This window comes from Planktothricoides raciborskii GIHE-MW2 (assembly GCF_040564635.1).
Taxonomy (GTDB): Bacteria; Cyanobacteriota; Cyanobacteriia; order Cyanobacteriales; family Laspinemataceae; genus Planktothricoides; species Planktothricoides raciborskii.
On sequence record NZ_CP159837.1, the window covers coordinates 1,989,016 to 2,012,762 of the forward strand.

General features: G+C 43.5%; 19 protein-coding genes. 13 read left to right on the forward strand and 6 right to left on the reverse strand.

The annotated features are described in order from the left end of the window. The first annotated feature begins 48 nt into the window (after nucleotides 1-48). The 4 genes from ABWT76_RS08365 (at nucleotide 49) to ABWT76_RS08380 (ending at nucleotide 2,955) form a co-directional block, all read left to right on the forward strand. Complete coding sequence (locus ABWT76_RS08365) at nucleotides 49-1,971, forward strand: ATP-binding protein (protein ID WP_354635936.1); 1,923 nt, start codon at nucleotides 49-51, stop codon at nucleotides 1,969-1,971. 10 nt (nucleotides 1,972-1,981) lie between these two features. Then, a complete protein-coding gene (locus ABWT76_RS08370) occupies nucleotides 1,982-2,068 on the forward strand; it encodes a hypothetical protein (RefSeq protein WP_231636582.1) in 87 nt (28 codons plus the stop codon). Between the two features lie 247 nt (nucleotides 2,069-2,315). Beyond that, nucleotides 2,316-2,606 (forward strand): nucleotidyltransferase family protein, encoded by a 291-nt coding sequence (locus ABWT76_RS08375; protein ID WP_054464558.1) that lies wholly within the window; start codon nucleotides 2,316-2,318, stop codon nucleotides 2,604-2,606. Next, nucleotides 2,599-2,955 (forward strand): DUF86 domain-containing protein, encoded by a 357-nt coding sequence (locus tag ABWT76_RS08380; RefSeq protein ID WP_054464559.1) that lies wholly within the window; start codon nucleotides 2,599-2,601, stop codon nucleotides 2,953-2,955. Before ABWT76_RS08375 ends, ABWT76_RS08380 begins: the two co-directional genes overlap by 8 nt. A 206-nt stretch (nucleotides 2,956-3,161) precedes the next feature. On the opposite strand, the gene cobM is transcribed toward ABWT76_RS08380, so the two are convergent. Together cobM and lgt are read right to left on the reverse strand one after the other, a co-directional pair. Beyond that, nucleotides 3,162-4,019: a precorrin-4 C(11)-methyltransferase gene (cobM, locus tag ABWT76_RS08385; protein WP_242052964.1), complete on the reverse strand. Its 858-nt coding sequence runs from the start codon at nucleotides 4,017-4,019 to the stop codon at nucleotides 3,162-3,164. Between the two features lie 40 nt (nucleotides 4,020-4,059). Then, nucleotides 4,060-4,953 carry a prolipoprotein diacylglyceryl transferase gene (gene lgt, locus ABWT76_RS08390; protein ID WP_199317216.1) on the reverse strand — a complete coding sequence of 298 codons (894 nt, stop codon included), beginning with the start codon at nucleotides 4,951-4,953 and terminating at the stop codon, nucleotides 4,060-4,062. 445 nt (nucleotides 4,954-5,398) lie between these two features. Between lgt and rlmN the strand changes: the two genes are divergently transcribed. Next, complete coding sequence (gene rlmN, locus ABWT76_RS08395; protein WP_354636392.1) at nucleotides 5,399-6,448, forward strand: 23S rRNA (adenine(2503)-C(2))-methyltransferase RlmN; 1,050 nt, start codon at nucleotides 5,399-5,401, stop codon at nucleotides 6,446-6,448. A 69-nt stretch (nucleotides 6,449-6,517) separates the two neighbouring features. Here rlmN and ABWT76_RS08400 read toward each other — a convergent pair whose 3' ends face one another. Further along, complete coding sequence (locus ABWT76_RS08400) at nucleotides 6,518-7,678, reverse strand: PP2C family protein-serine/threonine phosphatase (RefSeq protein ID WP_054464561.1); 1,161 nt, start codon at nucleotides 7,676-7,678, stop codon at nucleotides 6,518-6,520. A 428-nt stretch (nucleotides 7,679-8,106) separates the two neighbouring features. On the opposite strand from ABWT76_RS08400, the gene ABWT76_RS08405 reads away from it, so the two are divergent. Then, nucleotides 8,107-8,544 (forward strand): ATP-binding protein, encoded by a 438-nt coding sequence (locus tag ABWT76_RS08405; RefSeq protein ID WP_231636565.1) that lies wholly within the window; start codon nucleotides 8,107-8,109, stop codon nucleotides 8,542-8,544. 152 nt (nucleotides 8,545-8,696) lie between these two features. On the opposite strand, the gene ABWT76_RS08410 is transcribed toward ABWT76_RS08405, so the two are convergent. After that, a complete protein-coding gene (locus ABWT76_RS08410; protein WP_054464563.1) occupies nucleotides 8,697-8,879 on the reverse strand; it encodes a hypothetical protein in 183 nt (60 codons plus the stop codon). Between the two features lie 1,226 nt (nucleotides 8,880-10,105). Here ABWT76_RS08410 and ABWT76_RS08415 point away from each other — a divergent pair. Further along, entirely contained in the window at nucleotides 10,106-10,813 is a 708-nt protein-coding gene (locus ABWT76_RS08415; RefSeq protein WP_054464564.1) for a PEP-CTERM sorting domain-containing protein, read from the forward strand. Nucleotides 10,814-10,987: 174 nt separating this feature from the next. Here ABWT76_RS08415 and ABWT76_RS08420 read toward each other — a convergent pair whose 3' ends face one another. Next, nucleotides 10,988-13,237, reverse strand: a complete 2,250-nt coding sequence (locus ABWT76_RS08420) for a polysaccharide biosynthesis tyrosine autokinase (protein ID WP_354635937.1) — start codon at nucleotides 13,235-13,237, stop codon at nucleotides 10,988-10,990. Between the two features lie 185 nt (nucleotides 13,238-13,422). Beyond that, nucleotides 13,423-15,021 carry an SLBB domain-containing protein gene (locus tag ABWT76_RS08425; RefSeq protein WP_072160621.1) on the reverse strand — a complete coding sequence of 533 codons (1,599 nt, stop codon included), beginning with the start codon at nucleotides 15,019-15,021 and terminating at the stop codon, nucleotides 13,423-13,425. 613 nt (nucleotides 15,022-15,634) lie between these two features. On the opposite strand from ABWT76_RS08425, the gene ABWT76_RS08430 reads away from it, so the two are divergent. From ABWT76_RS08430 to ABWT76_RS08455, 6 genes are all read left to right on the forward strand, one after another. Next, nucleotides 15,635-17,041 (forward strand): O-antigen ligase family protein, encoded by a 1,407-nt coding sequence (locus ABWT76_RS08430; protein ID WP_354635938.1) that lies wholly within the window; start codon nucleotides 15,635-15,637, stop codon nucleotides 17,039-17,041. Between the two features lie 312 nt (nucleotides 17,042-17,353). Then, on the forward strand, nucleotides 17,354-18,706 hold the full coding sequence (locus ABWT76_RS08435) for a flippase (RefSeq protein ID WP_354635939.1): 1,353 nt from the start codon (nucleotides 17,354-17,356) through the stop codon (nucleotides 18,704-18,706). A gap of 59 nt (nucleotides 18,707-18,765) precedes the next feature. Next, a complete protein-coding gene (locus ABWT76_RS08440) occupies nucleotides 18,766-20,214 on the forward strand; it encodes a hypothetical protein (protein ID WP_354635940.1) in 1,449 nt (482 codons plus the stop codon). A 156-nt stretch (nucleotides 20,215-20,370) separates the two neighbouring features. Further along, nucleotides 20,371-21,546 carry a glycosyltransferase gene (locus ABWT76_RS08445; RefSeq protein WP_354635941.1) on the forward strand — a complete coding sequence of 392 codons (1,176 nt, stop codon included), beginning with the start codon at nucleotides 20,371-20,373 and terminating at the stop codon, nucleotides 21,544-21,546. Between the two features lies 1 nt (nucleotide 21,547). Then, nucleotides 21,548-22,672 carry a glycosyltransferase family 1 protein gene (locus ABWT76_RS08450; RefSeq protein ID WP_354635942.1) on the forward strand — a complete coding sequence of 375 codons (1,125 nt, stop codon included), beginning with the start codon at nucleotides 21,548-21,550 and terminating at the stop codon, nucleotides 22,670-22,672. An 87-nt stretch (nucleotides 22,673-22,759) separates the two neighbouring features. Then, nucleotides 22,760-23,644: a glycosyltransferase family 2 protein gene (locus tag ABWT76_RS08455; RefSeq protein ID WP_054464572.1), complete on the forward strand. Its 885-nt coding sequence runs from the start codon at nucleotides 22,760-22,762 to the stop codon at nucleotides 23,642-23,644. Nucleotides 23,645-23,747 lie beyond the last annotated feature (103 nt).

Consider the following 23,747-nt stretch of genomic DNA (forward strand, 5'->3'; position numbering starts at 1 on the left):
TTGATGCAATGATTAACAATAAATTTAATCAAAGGTTTAGCGAATCGTATGAAAGGATTGAGTTTCAGTGAAATTTGGGAAAAATTATCAAGCAATGACGAATCAGTTTTAATAGAGGCTAAACGTGCATCTGACATTGGAAAAAGTGTGATGGAAACCGTTTCGGCCTTTGCTAATGAACCAGGACGCGGTGGCGGATATCTCATCCTGGGAGTAGAAAAATCGGAAGATGAATCCCCTGAAGATTACAAGATAACTGGAATTTCTAACTCCGATCAAATTCAATCCAATCTTGCTAATCAATGCCGCGAAATGTTTAATGTGGCGATTCGCCCACAGATTGAGGTAATTAGTCACAACGGCACAAACGTCATCTTGGTTTTCATCCCAGAAGCTCAACCCCATGAAAAGCCTGTTTATATAAAAAATAAAGGTCTTCCTAGGGGTGCTTTTCGCCGTATCGGATCGACAGACCAACATTGTACGGATGAGGATATTGCTCTTTTCTATCAGTTACGTCAGCACCGTACTTTCGATGAAACTCCTGTACCTGAGTCTAGTTTAGATGATTTTGACCCGCAGGCGATCGCCGAGTATAGACGGATCAGAAGTAATATCAATCCTAACGCTGCTGAATTAAACTACAACGACTCTGATTTGCTCTACTCTATAACTGCCACAACTAAACATCAAGGACAAATATGTGCAACTATTGGAGGAATTCTTTTATTTGGAAAGGTAGCAGCTTTAAGGCGGTATTTTCCCATGAGCCGTATTGACTATATCATAGTTGAAGGACGTGAGTGGGTTCCTGACCCAAATAATCGATATCAAACCGTTGAGATTCTTGAGCCGTTATTACTATCGATACCAAGGCTAATCAGCCTTGTTTTAAACGATATTCCCAAAGCATTTACCCTGGGAGATAACAACATTTATCGCCAAGAAGTACCAGTAATTCCGCGAACAGTTATTCGGGAAGCGATAGTCAATTCTCTGATGCACCGTAACTATCGTACACGCCAACCCGTACAGGTAATTAGATTTTCCAATCGCCTGGAAATTCATAATCCAGGTTATTCCCTAAAGTCTTTCGATTCGCTGGGAGAACCTGGTTCCATTACTCGTAACGAAAAAATAGCTGCTGTTTTGCATGACGTAGGTATTGCGGAGACAAAAGGTACAGGGATCCGCGTTATGATTGATGAAATGCATAGGGCAAATCTAACCATTCCTTTATTTGAATCAATTTCAGAGAAAGATTGTTTCACGGTGAAACTCTTAGTTCATCATCTATTAAGCTCTGAAGATGTAGAATGGTTAGCACAATTTAAGGATTATTCTCTTAACGACGATGACGCAAGAGCACTAATTATAGCCAGGGAAATTGGCGTAATAAATAACTTTATATACCGCTCTATCAATTGCGTGGACACCCTAACGGCTAGTGGACGCTTAAGACATCTGCGGGATTCGGGCTTGCTAGAACAGAAGGGAAAAGGCTCTGCAACTTACTATATCCTTAGACCCAATCTGTCAGGGGAAGGCTTACCTGGCACCATCGTGGCACAAGATAGTCCTTATCTAGCGAGTAGCCCTGTAGATAACAGCTTATCTAGCGGGTTAGCAGTCCAAGACAACCCTAATCTAGCGGGTAGCCCTATACATAAGGGTAATGAGCAAAATTACTTGGATCGGATGCCAGACAATCTGAGGGACGCTGTTGAGCAACTGGGAGAACGAGCGGATCCGCAAAAAGTAGATTCTGTAATTCTGATGCTTTGCGAGTGGCGTGATTTGTCTTCTTCTGACCTGGCTGGGATTCTTGGGCGCAGTCAAGTTTACCTGCGAAGTAACTATCTCAACCGTCTGATCGGTACGGGTCAGCTTGAATATATTCGGCCTGAAAGTCCCAGCGATCCGCATCAAGCCTACCGAACTCGGAACTTTTGGCCGCCCGGTAGAACTTGATTTTGCTGGAGTGGAAATTTTTGCCTCTCCCTTTTTCAACTTTGCCATTGGGCAGCTACTCAGAGATATTTCCCCAGATATTTACCCCGTCTGCTGAAATTTTCTCACCTGAATGCGATCGCTCTTTTTATTTCTCCTAAATAAATCGATAAATTCACCACAGAACTCTGTCGGACACAAAGATTAGTCTGAGTCAGGAGGAGCGATCGCTTATAAGATCAACCATGCTATATTTATCATTGATGAAGACTAACATCGAAATCCGCTAGAGTTACATCACCTAACTGGAAAAAATAGCTGACATTTAATCAATATCACAGCAGAAAAATTTGACAAAAAATATAATGAAAAAACAACAAGCGATCGAACTCCTTAGCAAGAGTAAAACTCTACTCCAAGAAAAATACGGAGTCACTACCCTAGCTTTATTTGGTTCTACTGCGAGAGATACCGCCACTGAAAATAGTGATATCGACATCCTAATAGCCTTTGAAGGAAAAGCAGACTCTAAACGCTATTTTGGCTCTTTATTTTATCTCGAAGACTTGCTCAAATGCCCTGTAGATTTGATTACAGAACCAGCCCTACGCCAGGAACTAAAACCTTATATCGAGGCAGAAATAATTTATGTCTAATACATCACAAAGAGAATGGCGATTTTATATTGATGATATGATTTGTTTCGCAGAAAAGGTTTTACGTTATACCAAAAACCTCGATCAAGAAACCTTTATTAACAACGAACCTTACTACGATGCAACCCTGAGAAACTTAGAACTTATTGGGGAAGCCGCCACCCACATTCCCCAAGAGATTAGAGTCAATCACCCAGAAATACCCTGGCGACAAATTATTGCCACCCGTAACCGCATTATTCATGGCTATTTAGGTATTGACAATGATATTATTTGGAGTATTATTACTGACGAAATTCCCGATATAATTAAAAAATTGCCAAAGGTAAAAGAAGAAAATTCAATTTAGCGAAATTCAAGGATTTTTCCATTCGCTCAAAATCCTCGAATATCTTTTTATTTCCCCTCGATAACTCGATAAATTAACCACAGAGACACAGAGGACACAAAGATTAGTCTGAGTCAGGAGGAGCGATCGCCTATAATCCGCGATCGCTCTTTTTATTTCCCCGAAATCAATCGACACATTTACCACAGAGACACAGAGGACACACATCACTGATGACTAGAGACAGGCCGAAATATATGGCTATGTTCGGGATGGTAGAGGCGCGATCGCACTTCGGAAAATTGTGCAGAACATTGCCTATTTTCTAGCCATTTTAACGCGGGACTAACTACATACAACGTAGTTTTAATTAAATTTTCTGCGATCGTCACAGTTGCCATTTCTGCCAAAGGCACCACCACGATTTTTTCATCAGGCCATCCCAGACGATAACAAATCGCCACAGGGGTATCTTCTGGATAATGTTGTAACAGCTTTTCCTGAGAATCTTCTACATGGCGAGCACTCAGATACAAACAAAGACTCGCTTGGTGAGCCGCTAAAGAAGCTAATTCTTCTGTATCAGGCACCGATGAAGCCCGCCCAGATACACGAGTCAAAATAATAGTTTGCACCAGACCGGGAACAGTCAATTCTACATTTAATTTCGCGGCAGCAGCTTGAAACGCACTAATTCCAGGGATAATTTCAAAGGGAATTTCTGCCTCAGCCAAAGCTTGCATTTGTTCGCCGATCGCACTATACAAACTGGGATCGCCAGAATGTAAACGAATCACCGATTTACCTGCTTTCACCCGTGAAATCATCATGGGCAAAATATCTTCCAGGGTTTTATTTGCCGTGGGAATTTTTTCCGCATCTGCCCGACAAAATTGTAAAACTTGCGTGGGGACTAAGGAGTTGGCGAATAAAATCACATCTGCTGCCATGAGTAATTTTTGGGCTTTGACCGTGAGTAAATCCGGATCTCCTGGCCCAGCGCCGACAATATACACCGCTGGTTTGAGCCCAGCTACAGATGGAATAGACTTAGATTTCTGAGATTCAGACATTGATTCAGACATTCGATGCTAATTTTTATGGTTGATAAAGATTTCTCAGTAGTTATTTTTGCGGCGACTCGCGGGAAATATCCCATGTTTGCCGATCGGGGGAAACCACATCGGGCAAAGGACGATTTAATTTGTAAAGCCAGATTAATCCCGCTAACCCCAAGGTAATGCCGAACAGACTAACCATTTGCGCCATTTTCAGCGGCCCAAACATTAAACTATCTGTGCGTAAGCCTTCAATCCAGAATCGCCCCAGGCTATAAGCGGCTAGATAGACTAAAAATAAGGTGCCCGCTTTTAAGGGTTTTTTGCCGGGAAACTTTCTAAAGAATAAGGACAACAGTAGGGCAAATACCATCAAATTCCACAGCGACTCATAAAGAAAGGTGGGATGGAAGTAGTCAAACTGTCTCATTTCCAGGGGTAGATGAAACCGATTTTCTGGGGGAATATAGAGTTTCCAGGGTAAGTTGGTGGGATCGCCGAAGGCTTCGGAGTTAAAGAAATTGCCCCACCGCCCGATCGCCTGTCCCAGAATTACCGAAGGGGCGACTAAATCGGTCAGTTGCCAGAAAGATATTTTTTGCAGACGGGCAAATATTAAAGCGGCTAGGATGCCTCCCAACATAGCGCCGTGAATGGCAATCCCACCTTTCCAAATGGCGATGATATCTCCTGGGTTTTGGGCATATTGTGGCCATTCAAATAGCACATAGTACAGTCGGGCAGCGGGAATAGCGCCGACTACCAGCCAAATGGCTAAATCACCAATTAAGTCTGGGTTAACCTGGCGTCGCTGGGCTAAATATTGGGAAAGGGTGACACCAATTAACACCGCTGAGGCGATTAAAAGGCCATACCAACGAATGGTTAATGGCCCAAGGTGAAAGATAATCGGCCCTGGGGAGGTGAATTGAAATCCGATGGGAAGAGAGTATATATCCATAATGATATTGAATTTAATCTTTAGCCAAGGCAGAGTGACGCCCTTGTTCAGCATAAAATATTAATGCCACCTAGCATGGTGATTAAATATGACCAAACGCGCGATCGCTCATAAAAACTCTGTCTCGAAAAGTCCCGTGATTAAAAAGTCCGTGGCTAAAAGTCCTGTCCCGAAAAGTCCCGTGACAAAGAAGTCCGTGGCTAACAGTCCAGTGCCGAAAAGTCCCGTGCGGAGGGGCAAAGGTGCAGAGGGGCAGGGAAGCGGAGGAGCAGAGGGGCAACGGAAAACTCCGGTTGCTAAAACTCCGGTGCCGAAAACTCCTGTTGCTAAAATCTCCCTGCGGAAAAAGTCCGTGCTGAAAAAGTCCGCCTCAAACGCAGAAACCCCCAAAAATCAAAAACGGCATCATTTCCGAGGTGCCAAGTCCAGCCACGACCAGCCAAAAATTCAACCCAGACCACTACCCCAGACCAAATATGAGAACAACATACCGCTTTTAGGATTATCTTTATCCCAGTTGACCGAGTGGGTACAACAACAAGATCAACCCGCTTATCGGGGTAAGCAGCTACATCAATGGATTTATCAACAAGGGGCAAAAACCCTCGAAGACATCACGGTGTTTCCCAAACAGTGGCGGGAAAATCACCAGGATGTAGCGATTGGGCGATCGCAAATTTTGCATCGTTCTGTGGCTTTAGACCAAACCGTTAAATATTTGCTGCAATTAGCCGATGGGCAAATTATCGAAACCGTGGGCATTCCCACACAAAAGCGGTTAACCGTTTGCGTCAGTTCCCAGGTGGGTTGTCCTATGGCTTGTGATTTTTGCGCCACCGGCAAAGGAGGCTTTACCCGGAATTTAGCCGTCCATGAAATCGTGGATCAGGTGTTAACGGTGCAAGAAGATTTTGGCCGTCGCGTCAGCCACATCGTATTTATGGGCATGGGTGAACCCTTACTCAATACCGAGAATGTTTTAGCGGCAGTACGCTGTCTTAATGAAGATGTCGGAATTGGACAGCGCCATCTGACTATTTCTACCGTGGGAGTGCGCGATCGCATTCGCAAACTCGCTCAATATCAAGGCCAATTTACCCTAGCGGTAAGCTTGCACGCTTCCAATCAAGCCATACGGGAAAAACTGATCCCCTCGGCCAAACATTCTCCTTTAGATCAGCTAATGGCAGAATGTCGGGAATATGTCAACATCACCGGACGACGGTTGAGTATTGAATACATTTTGTTAGCCGGTTTAAACGACGCCCATGCCCACGCCATAGAACTGGCCAATCTCTTACGCGGGTTCCAATGCCACGTTAACCTAATTCCCTATAATCCGGTAAAAGAAGCTGACTATCAACGTCCCAGTCCCCAAGAAATCCAAGCTTTTGTGGACGGGTTACAACAGCGACATATCGCCGTCAGCGTCCGCTACTCGCGAGGCTTAGAAGCTGACGCCGCTTGTGGACAACTGCGAGCCTCTCGTCGTTAAAAGTTCGGTAATCGGCGGTGATGTGTCTCTTGAAAATTGGTAGAGTCATCCCTGAGTCTCTGGATCTAGTTAGGTAAACATTACCTGTAAAACTGATAAGTCGTCATCAAAAATCCGCTTGGGATTGAGATTCCTTAAATAATCCAAAAGATGATCCAGTTCCGTCTGATTTGTTTCTCGATAGTGACTGAGTATCTGCACAAATTCCTCTAAAGTCCACAGATTGCCGTCGCGTTGAGTAATTTCATAAGCGCCATCGCTATAAATATATAAGGTACTCAACGGAGGCACTTGACAAGATTTCTGCATATACTCAATATCTGGAAACATCCCAACGGGCATTCCCGGAGTTTTCAGTTGCTCAACGGTTAACGGGGTATTCCGGCCACCAGACAGCAAAATTGCCGGGGGATGACCGGCGCAAGAATAGGACAACTCGCGAGTGGAGAGATGATACACGCCGTACCAGATGGTAAAGTATTTGTCCTGGTGCATATCCATCTGGAAGGCTTCATTTAAAGCCGTGAGCACGCGAGCGGGTTCAGAAAAAGCCACTCCAGGCAAAGAACGGGTACGCAGTAAGTGCGACATAGCCACCGAAGGCAGGGTAGAACCCAGACCATGACCAGAAACATCCAGTAAATACATCACCAAATGCTCATCATCTAACCAATAGTAGTCAAAACAATCTCCTCCTAGTTGCCGGGAAGGAATAAACCGACTGTTAATGGTGACAGCAGCGGTTTTCATCGGTGGGGGTAGCTGCGATCGCACATATTCTGCCCCCTCTGCCAACTGTGCCTCCAAACGATGATTAGAATCTGCCAACATCTGGTTAGAAGAACGCAAATCTGCCGTGAGTTGATAGATTCTCAACCCCGCTCTCACTCTGGCATTGAGTTCATCGGGACGAATGGGTTTAGAGAGAAATTCATCCGCCCCAGTATCCAAACCCATCACGCGATCTTCCGTTCCCCCACGGGAAGTCAACAAAATAAAAAAAGTGGTCGAGAGATCGGGATTAGCCTTAACTTGGCGACAAACTTCTAGTCCGTCCATGATCGGCATCATCCAATCACAGATAATCAGAGCCGGACGGACTTCTTCCGCTCGCTCGACTCCTTCTTTACCATTTTCGGCTACGGTGACGCCATAACCCTGCTTTTGTAAAGCTCTGGTTAACACCACCCGAATCGTCGGGTCATCATCAATCACTAAAATCTGAGTCATGGGGCAGGGAAATTAGGATCATTCGCTTAAAATTGGATCTAACGTTAAACATAGCAATAGATACTACATTCCACAGCATCTAGTTCAACCAGTCGATTAAGATGAGGGTGGATCGGTCTGGTCATGGTAATTTCTGTTTAATCGGGGGAAACCCCTGGGTAAAATAGCGTCTCAACGCTTGGATTAAAAGCTTTTGAGCAACGTCCCTTCTATACCAGACCGACAAGGATTTAATCGCTGTTTAAAGAAAAATCAGGCCGGGATGAGAATTTATTTTCACCAAAATATAAATTATCGTGCCATTCTAAGAAGAGGGATAAAATTTAGACGATGTTCTATTGTATGATATCTAATAATTAATTTTGAAATCACGTAGCAAAAACTCTCAAAAATAGGGGGGTCATCAAATCATCGTGGATTATAAAGATGTGAAAAAACTACCAGTACCCCAAAAATTCACCCTGCATCTCACAACAGAAATTCAGTTACTCAACGAAGTTTTGTCATGGTTTGATCAGTTTGATTGTCCCCCTGTACCGAATAGAACTTGGATGCAATGTCAGTTAGCCTTAGCTGAGGCATTTACGAATGCTGTGCGTCATGCTCACGCAGAAATGCCAAGCAATACGCCAATTGATCTTGAAGTCTCTATTTTACCTGAGTCTTTGGAAATCCGGATTTGGGATTGGGGTCCAGGATTAGATTTAGCCGCAAAACTGAAAGCCCTGAGTCAGAACAGAGATAAAGATGCTGAAGGGGGACGGGGTTTGCTCTTAATCCAACTCATTGCGGATCATATGAGTTATACAAAAACTCAAGATAATCGGAATTGTTTCTTGATTGTTAAGCACTACGATAATAGTTAATCGTGAATCCGTATCTGACGCGAACCATCCTGAAACTTATGAAAAAAATAAGAGACAGCCTGATGGCGTCTCTTATTTTGGTGATGGTTTGTTTTAAAGAAATCGTCTTATTATAAAATCGGCGATCGCTCTGCCCTAACTAATGAAAATTTTTAGTGGCTATGGTCATAAATTCCTGGAGCATGAGCTTCGAGCACCTTGCCAGTGCGAACACTACTCAGCATAAAGTAATCACAGAAAGGACATTGGGTTTGGCTTTCTTCGCGCTTAATAAAGTAGTAGCGTTCGGCGAGATTTCCACAGTTTGGGCAGCGAATAGCTTGTAATGTTTGCATTTCAAAACCTCGGTTTTCTTTGATTCCAAATTTGAGTCCAAAAAGTGCTAATCAACTCAGGAAATAGAAACCATCAGGATGCTTGGGTCATCAAGCAGATAATCCCAAGGGTTTTTATGGGTTTATGGCGGCGGTTTCTATTTTTGATTGACAATCTGAAAAGTCTTGACCAATCTATGTGTGAAATCTATGTGTGAAATCTATGTGTTCAAGGTCAGAGAATTTTCAGTTTCCCAAAATCATCAAAAAAAAAATTAAATAAATTTTTGCCCATTAAGGCGAATCTCTGACAGAAGAAAAATTTAATGTTATTAGTCCTGTCGAGAGACTGGTGTTCGGAAAATTAAACAGATTTTTTGGTTTTGCTAGATTTACTGGTTTCGCCAAAGGACTCAACCGTTGGGAGTTTATACGTGGTCAAAGGTGTAATTTCTTGACAAACTCTTTTCGACTGGTGAACCTTTGGACAGACTGATTATCTCAGATATTTGACAATCCTGTCAACCTTAATTATTATTTGGGATCAATCGAAAAACAGCGATAACGGTTACATTCGTTAATGATTTTTATCACATAACTGTGATTTTTTTCATGTTTTCCTCATATATAAGGCAATTTTTGCTGGAAAATTTTAGGCTATTTAATAAAAATTCATAAAAAGTTACACAGTCGTCCCACTAAACCTGATTACCTTGCAGAAATCTTAAGGAAAATTTTAGATTTCTCAGGGGCAGAAATTTAGAAGTAGCAACATATGATTGATTCCTGATTCTATGATTCCCGATCCTAGTTTAGCCCCAATTAAATTACTGAATGGTAATTACCCGATGACTCAACTCGGATCGATCTCTGCAACGATGGGACGAACCCCCTAGTGCCGTTGACACCTCTAACTCTAAAGGGTCAATTGCCTCACACCATACTAAATAGCTCACTAAATATTGCTTTCCCGTTGATTCAGTTCTCAGGACTTTCGGTAAATTCCGTATATTTACGGAGATGTTCCATTATTTTTAAAGAGTATATAAACTCTGGCAAAATCCCTTGTCACTTAGGGAAAGTTAGTGCATTAATAGATATAGAAGCAAAAAATCTCAAGAATCCAATCTAATCTTGGGATGTAACCAGTTATCTTCAAATAAGCTTATAGAGCCTTAGCGGCACTGCATCTATATCAGTCCTAGATCAAGAACCAAGTCCTAGAAAAACAACGGAGAGTGACAAACATGAAATCACAAACAAAATTTTTTACCACTGCCGCAGCCACCGCGATCGCTGGTCTAGTCTCCGCAGCCCCAGCACAGGCTTTTAGTTTTAACAACAGCGGCATTTCATTTAACGAAGATACCACCGTCAACTTTGATTTTTTGGAATCCCACGGTTGGTTCAAGTCCAATTTTGGCGTGATCGATTCCACCGGCAAACAAACCGTGCTATTTGCTGAAACCAAACGAAGTGATGGATCTGGACCAGACAACCAAGGAACCGTTGGAAACACTGTGCTCAACGCCTCTGCAAAATTCAAGTTTGAAGCGGGCAAGCAGTACGCTTTCTTTTTGGACAGTGGCACAGATGTTTGGCGTGACTATGATGTTTACTCCACCGACTCCAAGAATGCCAGTTTTCTCGGGTTTGCCAACCAGTTCAAGTTTTTACAAGGGACATCCGTACTCAGCGATCTCAATTACAAGTATTACAGCACCAGCGTGAATAGCGCCCTTGGTCAAACGGCTGGAATTCAGAATGCGAACCCCTTTGCCGGGCCTGTTCTAATTGCTGTTGAGGATTCCGGTGTAAACGGCCACAGAGACTTCAATGACTTCATGGTGACCGCTCAGGTGGCGGTGCCAGAACCTGCGACATTAGCAGGCTTGGGACTGGTAGCAGGTGCAATGGCGATGTCTCGCCGTCGCAAAACCAATCACAGTGCTTAAATCAGGATTTCACCCTGAGATGATACTGGGATAGTGGTATCACTCCACCAAGTTATCACCATCTCAGTATAGCTCCGGGATAGAGTAAATTCTTTGAGGATGCCACAACTGCAAAAAAGTGGCATCCTCTTTTTTTGGGGGCTCTCGCTCAAAATCAAGCGCCTTTGTGGTAGTTTACCCTTTGACCCCATTGGCTACTACACCCAAGACCCTGGCACCAGAAATTTTTAATCCTTCTTGTGCTTTCTTTACCAGAGAACGGTCTGTCTTGGCGAGTCGAGTAACCAAAACGAGGCCATCAGTTTGTGCGGCGAGGAAGTTGCCGTCGGCCAAGCCTACCAGGGGTGGGGTATCGTAGATTACCAAGTCGAAAAAGTCCTGAAATTGCTCCATCAGAGATTGCATCTTTTTGGAAGAGAGCAGTTTGATCGGGTCTTCTGGAACCGGACCTGCGGTTAAAACAAATAAGTTATCATCATTGGGCGATCGCTGGATCACATCATTCAGGCTAATGTCAGTAGCGATCGCATCGCTGAGTCCCTGCACATTCGGCACACCAAACTTATTATGAATCTTGGGAGAACGCAGATCCGCGTCTACCAGTAAAACCCGCTGACCGATCGCGGCGGCGGTTTTCGCTATATGCACTGCCACCGTAGACTTACCCTCCCCAGCGGTAGCCGCCCCAATGACTAAAGATTGGATGGGGTTCTGATAACTGAGCAACCGAATATTGGTATAAAGAGAACGGAACGCTTCCAGTATGGGAGAAGTGCTGTAGGTCTGAATTTGCGCCTTAGTCGCCAGCAGCAAACTGAGACTTGCCTGATTTTTTTCCAAAGCCAGACCAGTTACAGGGGCAAGTTGCTTCCGGCGATCTGAGGATCTTTTCTTCAGGTCTTTAGCGAAAGGAATGATCCCCAGCAGGGGTAGTTTAGTGGCGCCTCTGAGTTCTTCCGGTGTATGGAAGACCGAAATCAGCACCTCTACCAGAAAACCCCCCCCGACCCCAAGCAACATACTGACAATCACTGCCACGATTAACTGGCGCTTCGTTTGCGTCACCGTGATCGATATCGGTTGGCCATTTTGATCCCTGGGTACAGCAGGTTCCTCAATCACTTGCCACCCGACGCTCTCTTTTTGTCTGGCTAAATCAATCTCCAAGGCTTCTCGTTTGGCCAAAAATTCTTTCAGGTTTTTCGTACTAACTTCTAGCTCACGCTGCAAATCATCATACTCGCGGGCAACGGCTGGCAGTTGTCTAAGTTGTCGGGTTAGCTCAAGCTCAGTTTCAGCCAGCTTTCGTTCGTTAGCCTCTAGTTCCTGGATTTGACCAGCCACGATTTTTAGATAACCTTGGGCTTGTTCGCGAGCCAACTCTTGCAAATTTTGCTGTTTTTCCCGTATTTGCTGCATTGGTTCGCTATCTTCAAAAAATAGCGCTGACTGTACAGCGATGTCGCTTTCTATTTTCTGAAGCTGTCCAATGACAACTTCGTATGCTTTAGGATCTATGGCCAAAATTGAGATTAAATTACCTTCAGCAAACTGTTTTTCCAGGTTAGCGAGTTGTATTTGCGCCAGAGCTAGGTTTCTTTGGGCATCGACTCGCTGTCTCTGAATACTAAGCACCTGATCGGTGAGGGCGCGACTGGCAGTTTCTGGGATCAGCACGTTGTAATTTTCCCGCAGTCTTTGCATTTCTTCTTGCAAAATATCCACTTGAGATTTTAGCTCAGGCAGCTTTTTATCAATAAATTCAATATTATTGCGGATGTCTTTCATCCGCTCTTCTTGGCTGTAGTCTAAATAAGCTTCTTTGAGATGTTCTAAAACGGTTTCAATCCTTTTCGGATCTTGATCGTTATAGCGAACTACCAAAATTTTAGTCCCTTGTTCCTGGGAACCTTTTTTCACGCTAATTCTAGTTAGAGACAGTCTAGATGCCAGCGTTCCGTAGCTCAGTTTGGGATACTGTTCTTGAAGCTTTTCCACCACTGGTTGGAGTATTTTTGGACTTTGGAAAACACGAATTAAGCTTTCGTAGTCCACCAAGCTATTATCTTCGATTTTAATTCTTTGAATATCGGAACTGGCATCTGAGGTTTGAGCCATTAAGTACATTTGTGACAACATTCCTTCCGCCGTAATGGGTTCCACCAAAATCCGAAACGCGCCGGAATACTCTGGAACAATCTGACGAGAACTCTTGACCAGCAATGCCCCAGCTAGCACGCTCAAGGTGATGCCTACACCAGCCATAATAATTGCTCGGCGACGCACAACGGCAAAAACCCAGCCTAAATCCAAGGAATCCCCATTACTCTCTTCAGCGTTGGCTGAGTAACTCTGAGGCAATGAGGAATACCTGCTGATATTGCGATTTTCGGAAAACTGTTGATAATTAGTTTCGTAATCCATGTTTGCTCCTTAAAAAAAGACTGTCTGTTGGCTTTGAGTACCTGGAGAGCCGATGTTATTGCGATCGCCATCATCTCAAGTGAAATAACCACCCCATTAATCGGCAGTTAAAGCCGGAAGCCTTAGCAGCATTATGGATAAATAGCTTGACTAATGCTTGAGAAGGTTTCTCCACCGGATCGGGCTTAAGGAACGGTCAAATATTTGAGAATGCCCAAGAATTCTAGAACCCTGAGAAACCCGCCCGTGCTAGTAGTTGCCGAGAAGATATTGTTGAGATTATCTCCGAAGGCGGTTATACCAGAGGGGTTAACCACAACAATGTCGTTATTACGGAGTATGGGATTGGTTTGTTCGTTGATGCTGGCAGCTAAATCAACAGAAACAGTTTGTCGAGAAACTGTGCCATTTGGGTTGAGGCGAATTAGCTCCACCGCACCGCGAGCGGCTCGACTATTGCGGAATCCACCCGCAGCCAGCAGGGCTTGATTCAACGGGGTATTTGGCTGCACCCTGATCGTTCCAGGTATTGTGACTTCTCCGACCACCCTCACATTAATTGTCTCGGGAGCAAAGCTGGCTGTAGCGATTTGTTCGGCTTCAGCCGGATTGACTTCGGCGGTTGCGGGAACGATAATAATATCTCCATCTTGCACGATTGGGTCTTGATTGATGTCTCCGGTCTGCAACAGTTGCCAGAGATTGACCGAAATAATTTGTGCGGCTCCTTCTCTTGTGGGTCGCTGCAATTGGATTTCCCGCAGATTCGCTAGTGGTTTAATTCCTCCGGCGATCTGAATCGCCCGGGTCACGGTTGGTAGCCCCCCTAGGTTAAAATCTGCTCCGGTGTCCCCTCCTAGGACAATATAAGGACCCGGACGCGCCACTTCTCCCACTACTGTAACATTCCTAGCTTGAGCCATAGGAATCGCAAAGCTCGTATTTGCCAGTTGTCGGATTTCTCCAAGGTCTACGGTAGTCGCTGTGGGAATGAAAATGGAGTCTCCATCAAGTAGTGTGATGTCCCATCGGCGATCGCCGGTCTGAAGCATTTGCCAAAGGTTAATATCGATCGTCCGCTGCGAGCCATCTCTTTGGGGACGACGTAGCTCGATCCGCCGCAAATCTGCTGTGAGCTTAATTCCTCCAGCTTGTTCAATCACCTGGGTTATGGTCGGGTACTGAGTGCCCGGACGCTGGCCGACTCCACCTTTGAGCGACACCGAGTAGGAACCGGGGCGATTGATCTCCCCGGCGATCCAAATATTTAGGGGACGCGGGGCTTGGAGATTGACTGAGATCACCGGACGTTTCAGAATATTCGCGTAAGCCTGGGAAATTGCATCAGCGGCCTCTTCAAGGGTTAAGCCCTGAACTGATATGCTTCCAGCCAGGGGCAGAATCAACCTACCATCGATGGGAATCTGGTAATCCCCACTGTATTGCTCAACCCCCAATATATCGATCCGAATCGTGTCCCCTCCACCTAATATGTAAGCTGAAACCGGCAGTTCTGCACTTGCTGGAGCGGGAATTTCTGGAATGCTTGGGGCAGGAACTTGTGGAATGGTGACAGATGTTTCTGGCATAGTCTGCGGGGATTCTGGGGGCGGTGCAGGGCGAACCGGAGTCCCCCCAGTTGCGTCTGGTTGCGATCGCTCCAGCAGTGGCAATTGCCCCAAGCAAGGATCGGAAGTGCCTAAGCTGGGAACAACCGATAGGGTCAGACCCAAAACTGCCTGACTTATTGTCTTCACTACATTAGTGTGGTTTTTTGATGACATATATATAAGGTGACATATAATTATTCAAGATGTCTTGAATTCATTTTACCCGCCTTCTCTCTTGAGCTAATCGCTAGAAGCCATCTAGCACCTGGGCAATCCAATCTGTTTCCACGGCCAAACACGGACAAATCAAATTTTGCGGCGGATTTACCCAACCAAAATTCTCAATTAGGTAGATTTTCATTATGTGAACGTTAGCCTCTTGGCCTGGGTAAGCTGACTCCCAGCCCATGAAAAACTTAGCACTGAATTTTTTTCCCCAGAAGTTATCAAAGGATGTGTTTTTACCGGAATATTTCTGGTTTGGTCAAAAGTCCAATGTTGACAGTTGAACCCTAATTAGTCTATCTTCTTTCACAAGGGAGCATTTACTTACGCAAAACTTACGCACAGAAACCATCAATAGGGTATATTCCGTGGCGGTGGCCAATATTGCACAAAATATAGCAAAGGTGCCTAAGTCCTATTACAGTTACACTGTTTCACAAAAAATCTGATCCATCGTCATCTTAAGCTTCTGAGCAAAAAAACCATAGATAGCGCTGAAATTTCAGGATGAAGAAGTTTGCTTGGGGGTTTTTGGCGGTTCACTATAAAATCAAGAAATATTATGAAAGCGCTGCTTGCCAATCCCGTAATTCTCCTGCTGATTCTAGGTTGCGGTGTCATCTATATTCTCTTGGCATTTCAAGTGGTTAGTAAACATCCCCGACTGGGGGCATTAGCAGAAAAAATAATAATTGGATTATATTTATTTATGATGCCAGGAGTTGGCATCAGTCCATTTCCAAATTTTCATCCCACCAGTCTGGCAACTCGGGAAAAAAGTTTTGCGGGTGCCTTTGTTCAATTGTCTGTATATGGCGTGCTTCTGTTTATTTTGTCTCCTCGCCTCAAATACACTTTAAAATACTCCGTTGAAGTATTAGCAGTATTGCTCAAAAGCAATCCAGGTTTATTTTTGTATTTGTTTCTACTATCTCTATCATTTTCTTGGTCGGATACCCCAATTCATACTCTAAAATATAGTATGGTATGGCTGGGAACTACTGTAGTAAATAGCTATATTATTAAACAATTTAGTTTTTCTGAAATTGCCAATTTATTAAAATATGTTCTAGCAATCACAGCGGCTTTGAGTACATATTATAGTATGTTACGCCCTGGCATAGGAATCAATCCCGTAAAAAATAGCTGGCAAGGAATTCTAGCTCACCCGAATCCCCTGGCATCTCTGATGGCTTTTAGTGCAATATTGTGGGGGATAGAGGCTATTGAAAATCCCAAAAAACGCGTGATAGCAGTCACAATGACTTTTTTCTCTCTTTACGTTATGCAAATGTGTGAATCTGGCGGAGGAAAAGTGCAATTTATCCTAGGCGTTTTAATGGTACTTTCCGTTTCATTTTTGAAAAAACTGCCTTTTCAATGGGCGTATTTTTTTGTGATAATTTTTATGATTTTTTCTATAGCAGGATTTATTATTGTCACAGATAACCTGGAGGCGATTGTGGTGGATGGACTGGGTAAAGACATGACTTTGACCGGACGGACACCAGTTTGGGAATTTTTGTTCTCTGAGAAGATCCCAAAACGTCCTGTATTAGGTTATGGTTTCCATGGGTTTTGGCAGCCTTGGCGAGGGGCTGACAACCCGGCTGCTAATGACATTAGCGGACTACTTATTATGCCCGGGGGTTGGGCTCCCCCCCATTCTCATAATAGTTTTATAGAGATCATTTTGGATCTAGGTTATGTAGGATTCGCCTGCTTTGCGCTATCATTTTTTACGGCACTTGCCGATGCGGTGCGTTATCTAACCCGCCCTCAGCCACCTGGGACTCCGATGATTGAATCGATTTTACCCATGTTATTGTTGGTTTTTATTCTTTTTCCGAATTTGACCGAAATTCCCCTGGTTGAAAATAACCATAATTGGTACTACTATGTCTTTGTAGTGGTTGGATTGAGTATCAGAAACTCCGGTAAGAACCTCAAGGGAGATATAAGATATTAGACAGTGGATTGGCATTAAGGCTGCTGCGGAAACAGACGATTGGTCAATAGTACCTGGAAATGCAGGAAGGAGGAAAACGAGGATTATCGATCCATGTCGATCAATTTAGTATCCATGCCTGTATAACTCTCGAATGTTTTGATATCTGTATGCTCAGAAAATAGTGGATATTTGAGATAGTTATGGTCGAGGAAAAAGTCACAGATAATCAACTCAATGCTCAAAAAAACCGTGATAATCGTCTAGTCTCAAAGCATAATTCATTGGTGACTAAGTATTTGTGGGTGAACCCTATAAAAATATCATTTATTGATGAAAAATAAACTGGTCTTATTAATTCAACAACTCAGTCCGACTTTCCGCAAAGTAGTTGCCAATATGGCTTGGCTGTTTGCGGATAGATTTATGCAGATGGGTCTGGGACTGCTGATCGGGATCTGGGTTGCTCGTTACCTCGGACCAGAGCAGTTAGGTGTGTTTAACTACGCGATCGCCTTTGTATCGCTGTTTAATCCGCTCACTACCTTGGGACTCGACAGCATCGTCGTCCGAGATTTGGCTCAAGATTCTTCCCGCAAGCACGAAATCCTGGGCACTGCTTGGCTCCTAAAATTATTGAGCGGTCTGTTAACCCTGCTATTGACAACGGCAATAATTTCCTTGCTTCGCCCCGACGATCGCCTCACCCATTGGCTGGTGGGGATTATCGCTGCGGGAACGATTTTTCAGTCTTTTGAAACCATAGATTTCTGGTTTCGCTCTCAAATTGAGTCAAAATATACAGTTTTTGCCAAGAATATTGCTTATATCATTGCCGCCATTATCAAAATTGCGCTGATTCAAATGCAATCTCCACTCGTGGGTTTTGCTTGTATCAAGGCTGGGGATATCGCTTTGAGTGCATTGGCTTTGCTGTTTGTCTATCATCGCCAAGGACAATTGATCACTTTGTGGCGAGTTAACTTACCAATCGCGCAAAAGTTATTGAAAGACAGTTGGCCAGTGATTTTCAGTGGCATTAGTATTTATATTTACGCCCAGATAGATCAAGTCATGCTAGGTCAAATGGCAGCACCAAGCTCCTTGGGGATATACTCTGTATCTGTCAAATTATCAGAAGTATTTAATATTATTCCCACAGTGATATATAGTTCCCTGTTACCCGCGCTGGTGAAAAAATACCAAGAAGGAGAAAATGTATTCTTAGAGACGATGCAGGGAGTTTACGATCTGATGGCAGTGCTATGGTTTTTAATAGCAATAGCAATCTCTCCATTATCTGATTGGATAGTTGATATATTGTATGGAGAAGCTTATGCCGATGCCGGAAATGTCTTAGCGGTTTACATTTGGTCTCAGTTTGGTTCAAATTTTGGGACTGCACGAGCTCTATATATTAATGTGAAAAATTTATTTAAAATCTCGCTGATCATTAGCATTGTTGGAGCAGTTATTAATATTCTTCTCAACCTCTGGCTGATTCCGCAATATCAAGCTATGGGTGCAACAGTGGCTACGCTAATTACCTACTTTATAGCCACAATTTTTATGAACCTGTTTTTTGCCGATCTGAGAAAATTAGTTCCGTTAATCTTGAAGTCACTGGTGATTCCGCAATCGTTATTTAGGCTGAAGAAAATGTTCATGGCCAGAAAATTAAGTTAAAAATTACAATAATTTATTCAATTTAAAGAATTACTCGATTTAGACATGGAGAAATTATTATGGATACAAGACTGCAAGAATATATCAGACAAGTAAAACCAGAAATAGATATGGACGGGTGGGCCCCTCAGTGTCCCAAATGTTCTGGCAGCATCAATGTCGATTTGACAAGTTATTTTGTTTTTGCCCAAAAGCATTGGTGTTATGGGACTTGTGATTATTGTAAAACAAGGTTTTTATTAGACGTACCGACTTTACTTTATAATTTTTGGCTGCCACAAATTTTAGATATATGTACGGGTAAAATCTATGGAAAACCGGGTTTTTGGCAAAGTAATACGCTGGATATATATTTCTCAGCAGTGGAACCAAAAGCAGACTTAAGGATAGAGAAACTAGAATATCAATCAAGAGTTTCTGAGGGTTTGCTGGACAAACTTAAGGAAAATATTGATTTACTTAAACGGGGCGATCGCCGTCTAGTCTCTAACAAAATTAAAAAGGTGTTAGCTAGTAAATTTCAAAAGGCAAAAGCAGTTTCCCCGACCGCGAAACCCAGGCTGGAAATCAAAATCAAGAACGGAAGGGAATCCCAGCCAATCTTGCTATTTAACGCCCTAGATGAATTCTACGGACACAGTGCCCGGTTTATTCAATTTATCTACAATGTTTACGATGAATTTGGCGATCTGCTCCGTAAAGAAGGCATTGCCACGGCGATGTTAGTTCGCGACTATTTGCAATTTTATGTGCCGGACTTTATCGATCAAATCTGGACAGTGGCTCATCTACCTGCTACTTTTAGACGGGACACTTTCAGAGATGTTGAATTGAACCGCAAGCTAAATGAGGAAATCCGCAAGCGAACCGTATTCATCCCTAAGAAACAGACGAACATCACCGCTGGGGTGGATGCCCGTGACTACTTTCATTTGGATCTGGTAGAGCGAGAGGCCAAGTTATCCTTGGAGCAATATTCTCCAATTTTTGTTTTTTATAACCGGGAGGATTATCGATGTTGGGGCGGACATCCGCAACAAGAACTGAAAAACTATTACCGATTAACAAACTTGCTCAAAAAAACTTATCCCTCCGCTGGCATCTATATGGTGGGGATGAGCCGCGATTATCCAATCAATCATCCTCACATTATTGACTTTCGGACTAATGGCATTCCCGAAAATTATCGCTCCCAACAAATTGACTATATCTATCTACTCTCTAAGACTGACTGTGCTGTCGGAATACATGGTTCTCATATGCTAGACATCACCGGATTAGCCAAAACTTTGGTAATGCTGCAACCGCTCACGCGCTACAAAAACTACAGCGACGATATGTTTATGATTAAGTCTGGCAATTTTGTCCCTGATTATTGTCGATTTTATCCGGTGTTTGGGAAGAACGAAACTCTTACCGATGTGACCCCGGAACAGGTACGGGATCTGATTTCAGCCGCACTATGGAATTATCAGAAGAAGTTCCTTCAGCTTATGGGAGACTACTGAGGAGATCCAAATTGATCGAGCCTAGTTTCATGGCAGCTAGGTTTTTGAGAGATTCGTGAGTCAAGTAGCGGTGAATTATTGGCACAATAAACAGAGCCGAAAAATTGCTCTAATTGAGTTGGAGTAGTGTTAATAGGCAAATCGGATAATGAGTTTATGAGTCATCTGTTATTTTTCAGAGTGGGCGCGATCGCCAATGAGAGTGCATTCGAGGCAATGAGTTTGATATATCAGTGCCTCCAAGAAAAGTATGGCTATCAAATCACTATCGTCAAATCAGAGCATGATAACTATCAGAATGAAGCCTTTAAGATTGTTTCTATTTCCGAGAAAGCATGGAAAGTAAATAAATATCTATCGTTATTTCTGATGCCAGGGTTACAGGACAGTTCCCTCAAAAGGATGTTTGCTGAGGCTGATGGAATTGTGACGGTGGATCCAACGGTCTATTCGCAAGGGCTGCTCGGTATTAATGAAGCACAGCGGGCAGGGAAGCCAGTATGGTTTGATACTTCCATCACCGTGCCGGAAACCCGTCGAGACTTAATGTGGAAATTGCAACGACGGGGGATCCTCAAAGCACTGGCTCAAACAACGGGGATAATTGCAACGGGGCCAAAGTGCCTGGAACGTTTTCGAGATTTGGATCTGTTGGATGAGGCGATCGCCTCTAAATTTACCATCATGGGGCATCCAGCAGATACTCAGCGCTTTGTGCCACAACCGAAACTTTCAGCGCAAGATGGGATTTTGCGGGTCTTGGTTGTCTCTAGACTGGTTACCGAAAAGGGACTGCTGTACATTTTGGAAGCCATGACTCCACTGTTGCGCGAACGCAACAACCTGCAACTGCAATTAATCGGCACTGGTCCGCTCAAATCTTTGTTGTCAAGAGAGGTTTCAGAACGCGCTCTTGAGGACAAAGTATTATTCCGAAATCCCGTTCCCCACGCGCAACTGGCCGAAATCATCGGCTCCGCAGACTTATTTGTCAGTCATGCGGTCAGTACATCTGGATGGGAAGAATATTTTGGGGCCTGCAATATTGAAGCCATGTCCTGTGGTCTACCCTGCGTCCTCACATCCAGTGGCGGTACTCCCTATACGGTTAGAGAAAAAGAGGTGGCGGTAATGGTAGAAGATCGTCACATTATTCAATTGCGGACAGTGATTGCCCAGCTACTCGATTCTGAGTCGGAGCGTCTGGAAATGGGACAAAGAGCCCGCAATTATGTAGAACGTTACTATGCAGTTGCCACAATTGCTGAGAAATATCATCGAATGTTGCAACGGGGCATGGCATTAGGCATAACTAGAACAGGATCTATATAAAATGATTAAAATCGTTTACGATCACCAGATATTTTGGTGGCAACGATACGGCGGAATTTCTCGATACATATATGAACTGGCAACCAGAATCTCTGATATGGACGATTTTGATGTGAGTATCGAGGCTCTGGCTTATGTGAATGAGTATTTGAAGCAGTGTAAACCGGGTTTGGTGACAGGATTTCCTGTGCCTAAATCTTCCCGGCTCCAGATTCAAAAAATGGTCGGTAGGTTTAATGACAATTTAGCTAAAATTAGGCTGAAAAGTAATCCTCCTGATATTGTGCATGAAACTTATTATCATGGTGAAAAATTGTCTCATAAAAAGACTAAGGTAGTGGTGACAGTCCATGACATGATCCATGAAAAGTTTAACCAATTTTTAACCAGAGATATTTTTAAAAAATTGGATCCTACAGCGGAAGTTAAAAAGGAATCTGTCAAGAGAGCCGATCGCATTATCTGTGTTTCTGAGAATACCAAAAAAGACTTAATCGAACTATTAGAGGTCGATCGGAATAAGATATCGGTTGTCTATCATGGCACCAGTGTCAAATTAACAGAACACTATCAGACTGAACCCAGAAAATATCCACCATATATTCTCTATGTTGGCGATCGCATCAGTAAATATAAAAACTTTCAGGGTCTATTGCAAGCTTATGGGAATTCCAGCCAACTGAAAAATAACTTTAATCTCGTGTTATTTGGGGGAGGTTCACTATCTCGTGAGGAAATCACTTTAATCCAAAATCTGGGATTACCTGAAGGTAAGGTTTTACAAGTGGCTGGTGATGATGCCGCTCTAGCAAATTTATATCGAGAAGCTTCAGTTTTCGTTTATCCTTCCCTTTATGAAGGTTTTGGCATTCCTCTCCTAGAAGCGATGTCCTTGAATTGCCCGATCGCTTGCAGTAATACCAGTTCTCTGCCAGAAGTTGTCGGCAATGCAGCGGAATTTTTTGACCCCGATCAAACGGAAAGTATTGCTGCGGCTTTGGAAAAAGTGCTATTTTCAACGGAAAAAGCAAAAAACTTAATCAATTTGGGTGCAGAGAGAATCAAAAATTTTTCATGGGAAGCTTGTGCAGAGCAAACAAGGCAAGTTTACCTATCTTTGCTTTGACTTGTGGTTATATTCACGACGACGTTAATATAACCACAAGTCTCAGAATTTTTTATATATTCCTGTCAAAATCATAATTATCGGAACATGGAACCCAAAACGATCGCAGTGTTAATGACTTGCCATAATCGTAAAGATAAAACCTTGGCAAGTCTTGATTCTCTATTTCAGCAAAAAATGCCAGCGGACTTCCGGTTGGAGGTTTACCTCGTAGATGATGCGAGCACCGACGGCACTGCTGAGGCCGTCACACAAAAATACCCTGAAGTCAAGATCATTCAAGGAAATGGGGGGCTGTTTTGGAATGGGGGAACGCGAACCGCTTTTGGTGAAGCACTAAAATCGGATCGTGATTACTATCTGTGGCTCAACGACGATACTAACCTCTACCCAGAGGCGATCGCAAAATTACTTTCAACCGCGAGTCACATTGCCGAAACCGAAGTCCTAAATGCTGTAATTGTCGGCTCAACTTGTGATACTAAAACCGGCAACCTGACCTACGGTGGGATGGTAAGAAGTTCTTGGTGGCATCCGCTCAAATTTAAGTTAGTACAGCCAACAGAGGAGCCCCAAATTTGTCACACCATGAACGGCAATTGCGTACTGATACCCCGTTTTGTGGCTGAAAAAGTGGGCAATCTCGACCCTAACTTTGTTCACAGTACCGGAGACATTGATTACGGTTTACGAGTGAGAAATCAAGGGTGTTCTGTTTGGTTAGCACCGGGTTATGTGGGGGAATGTACCACAAATCCTATCGAGGAAGATATTTGGGGCAGTCCAAATTTAACTCTTGCTCAAAGGTTAAAAAAAATTAGGCAACCTAAAGGTTTGCCCGTGGAAGAGTGGAAAGTGTTTGCCCGACGTCATGCGGGTCCTTTATGGATGTTTTATTGGGGACTGCCTTATGTGAGATTGTTATTGGCGGCGCTATTCGGTGGGAAAATGCAGAGTCGGGTTAATTATTAAGCGCTTTGTGTTCATAAAAAACAGAAACCGGGTTTCTTTTTTGGCTGCCTACAGGTGATATTTACAACAGAAATCCGGTTTCTTTCTTGAGTCAAAAACCAGG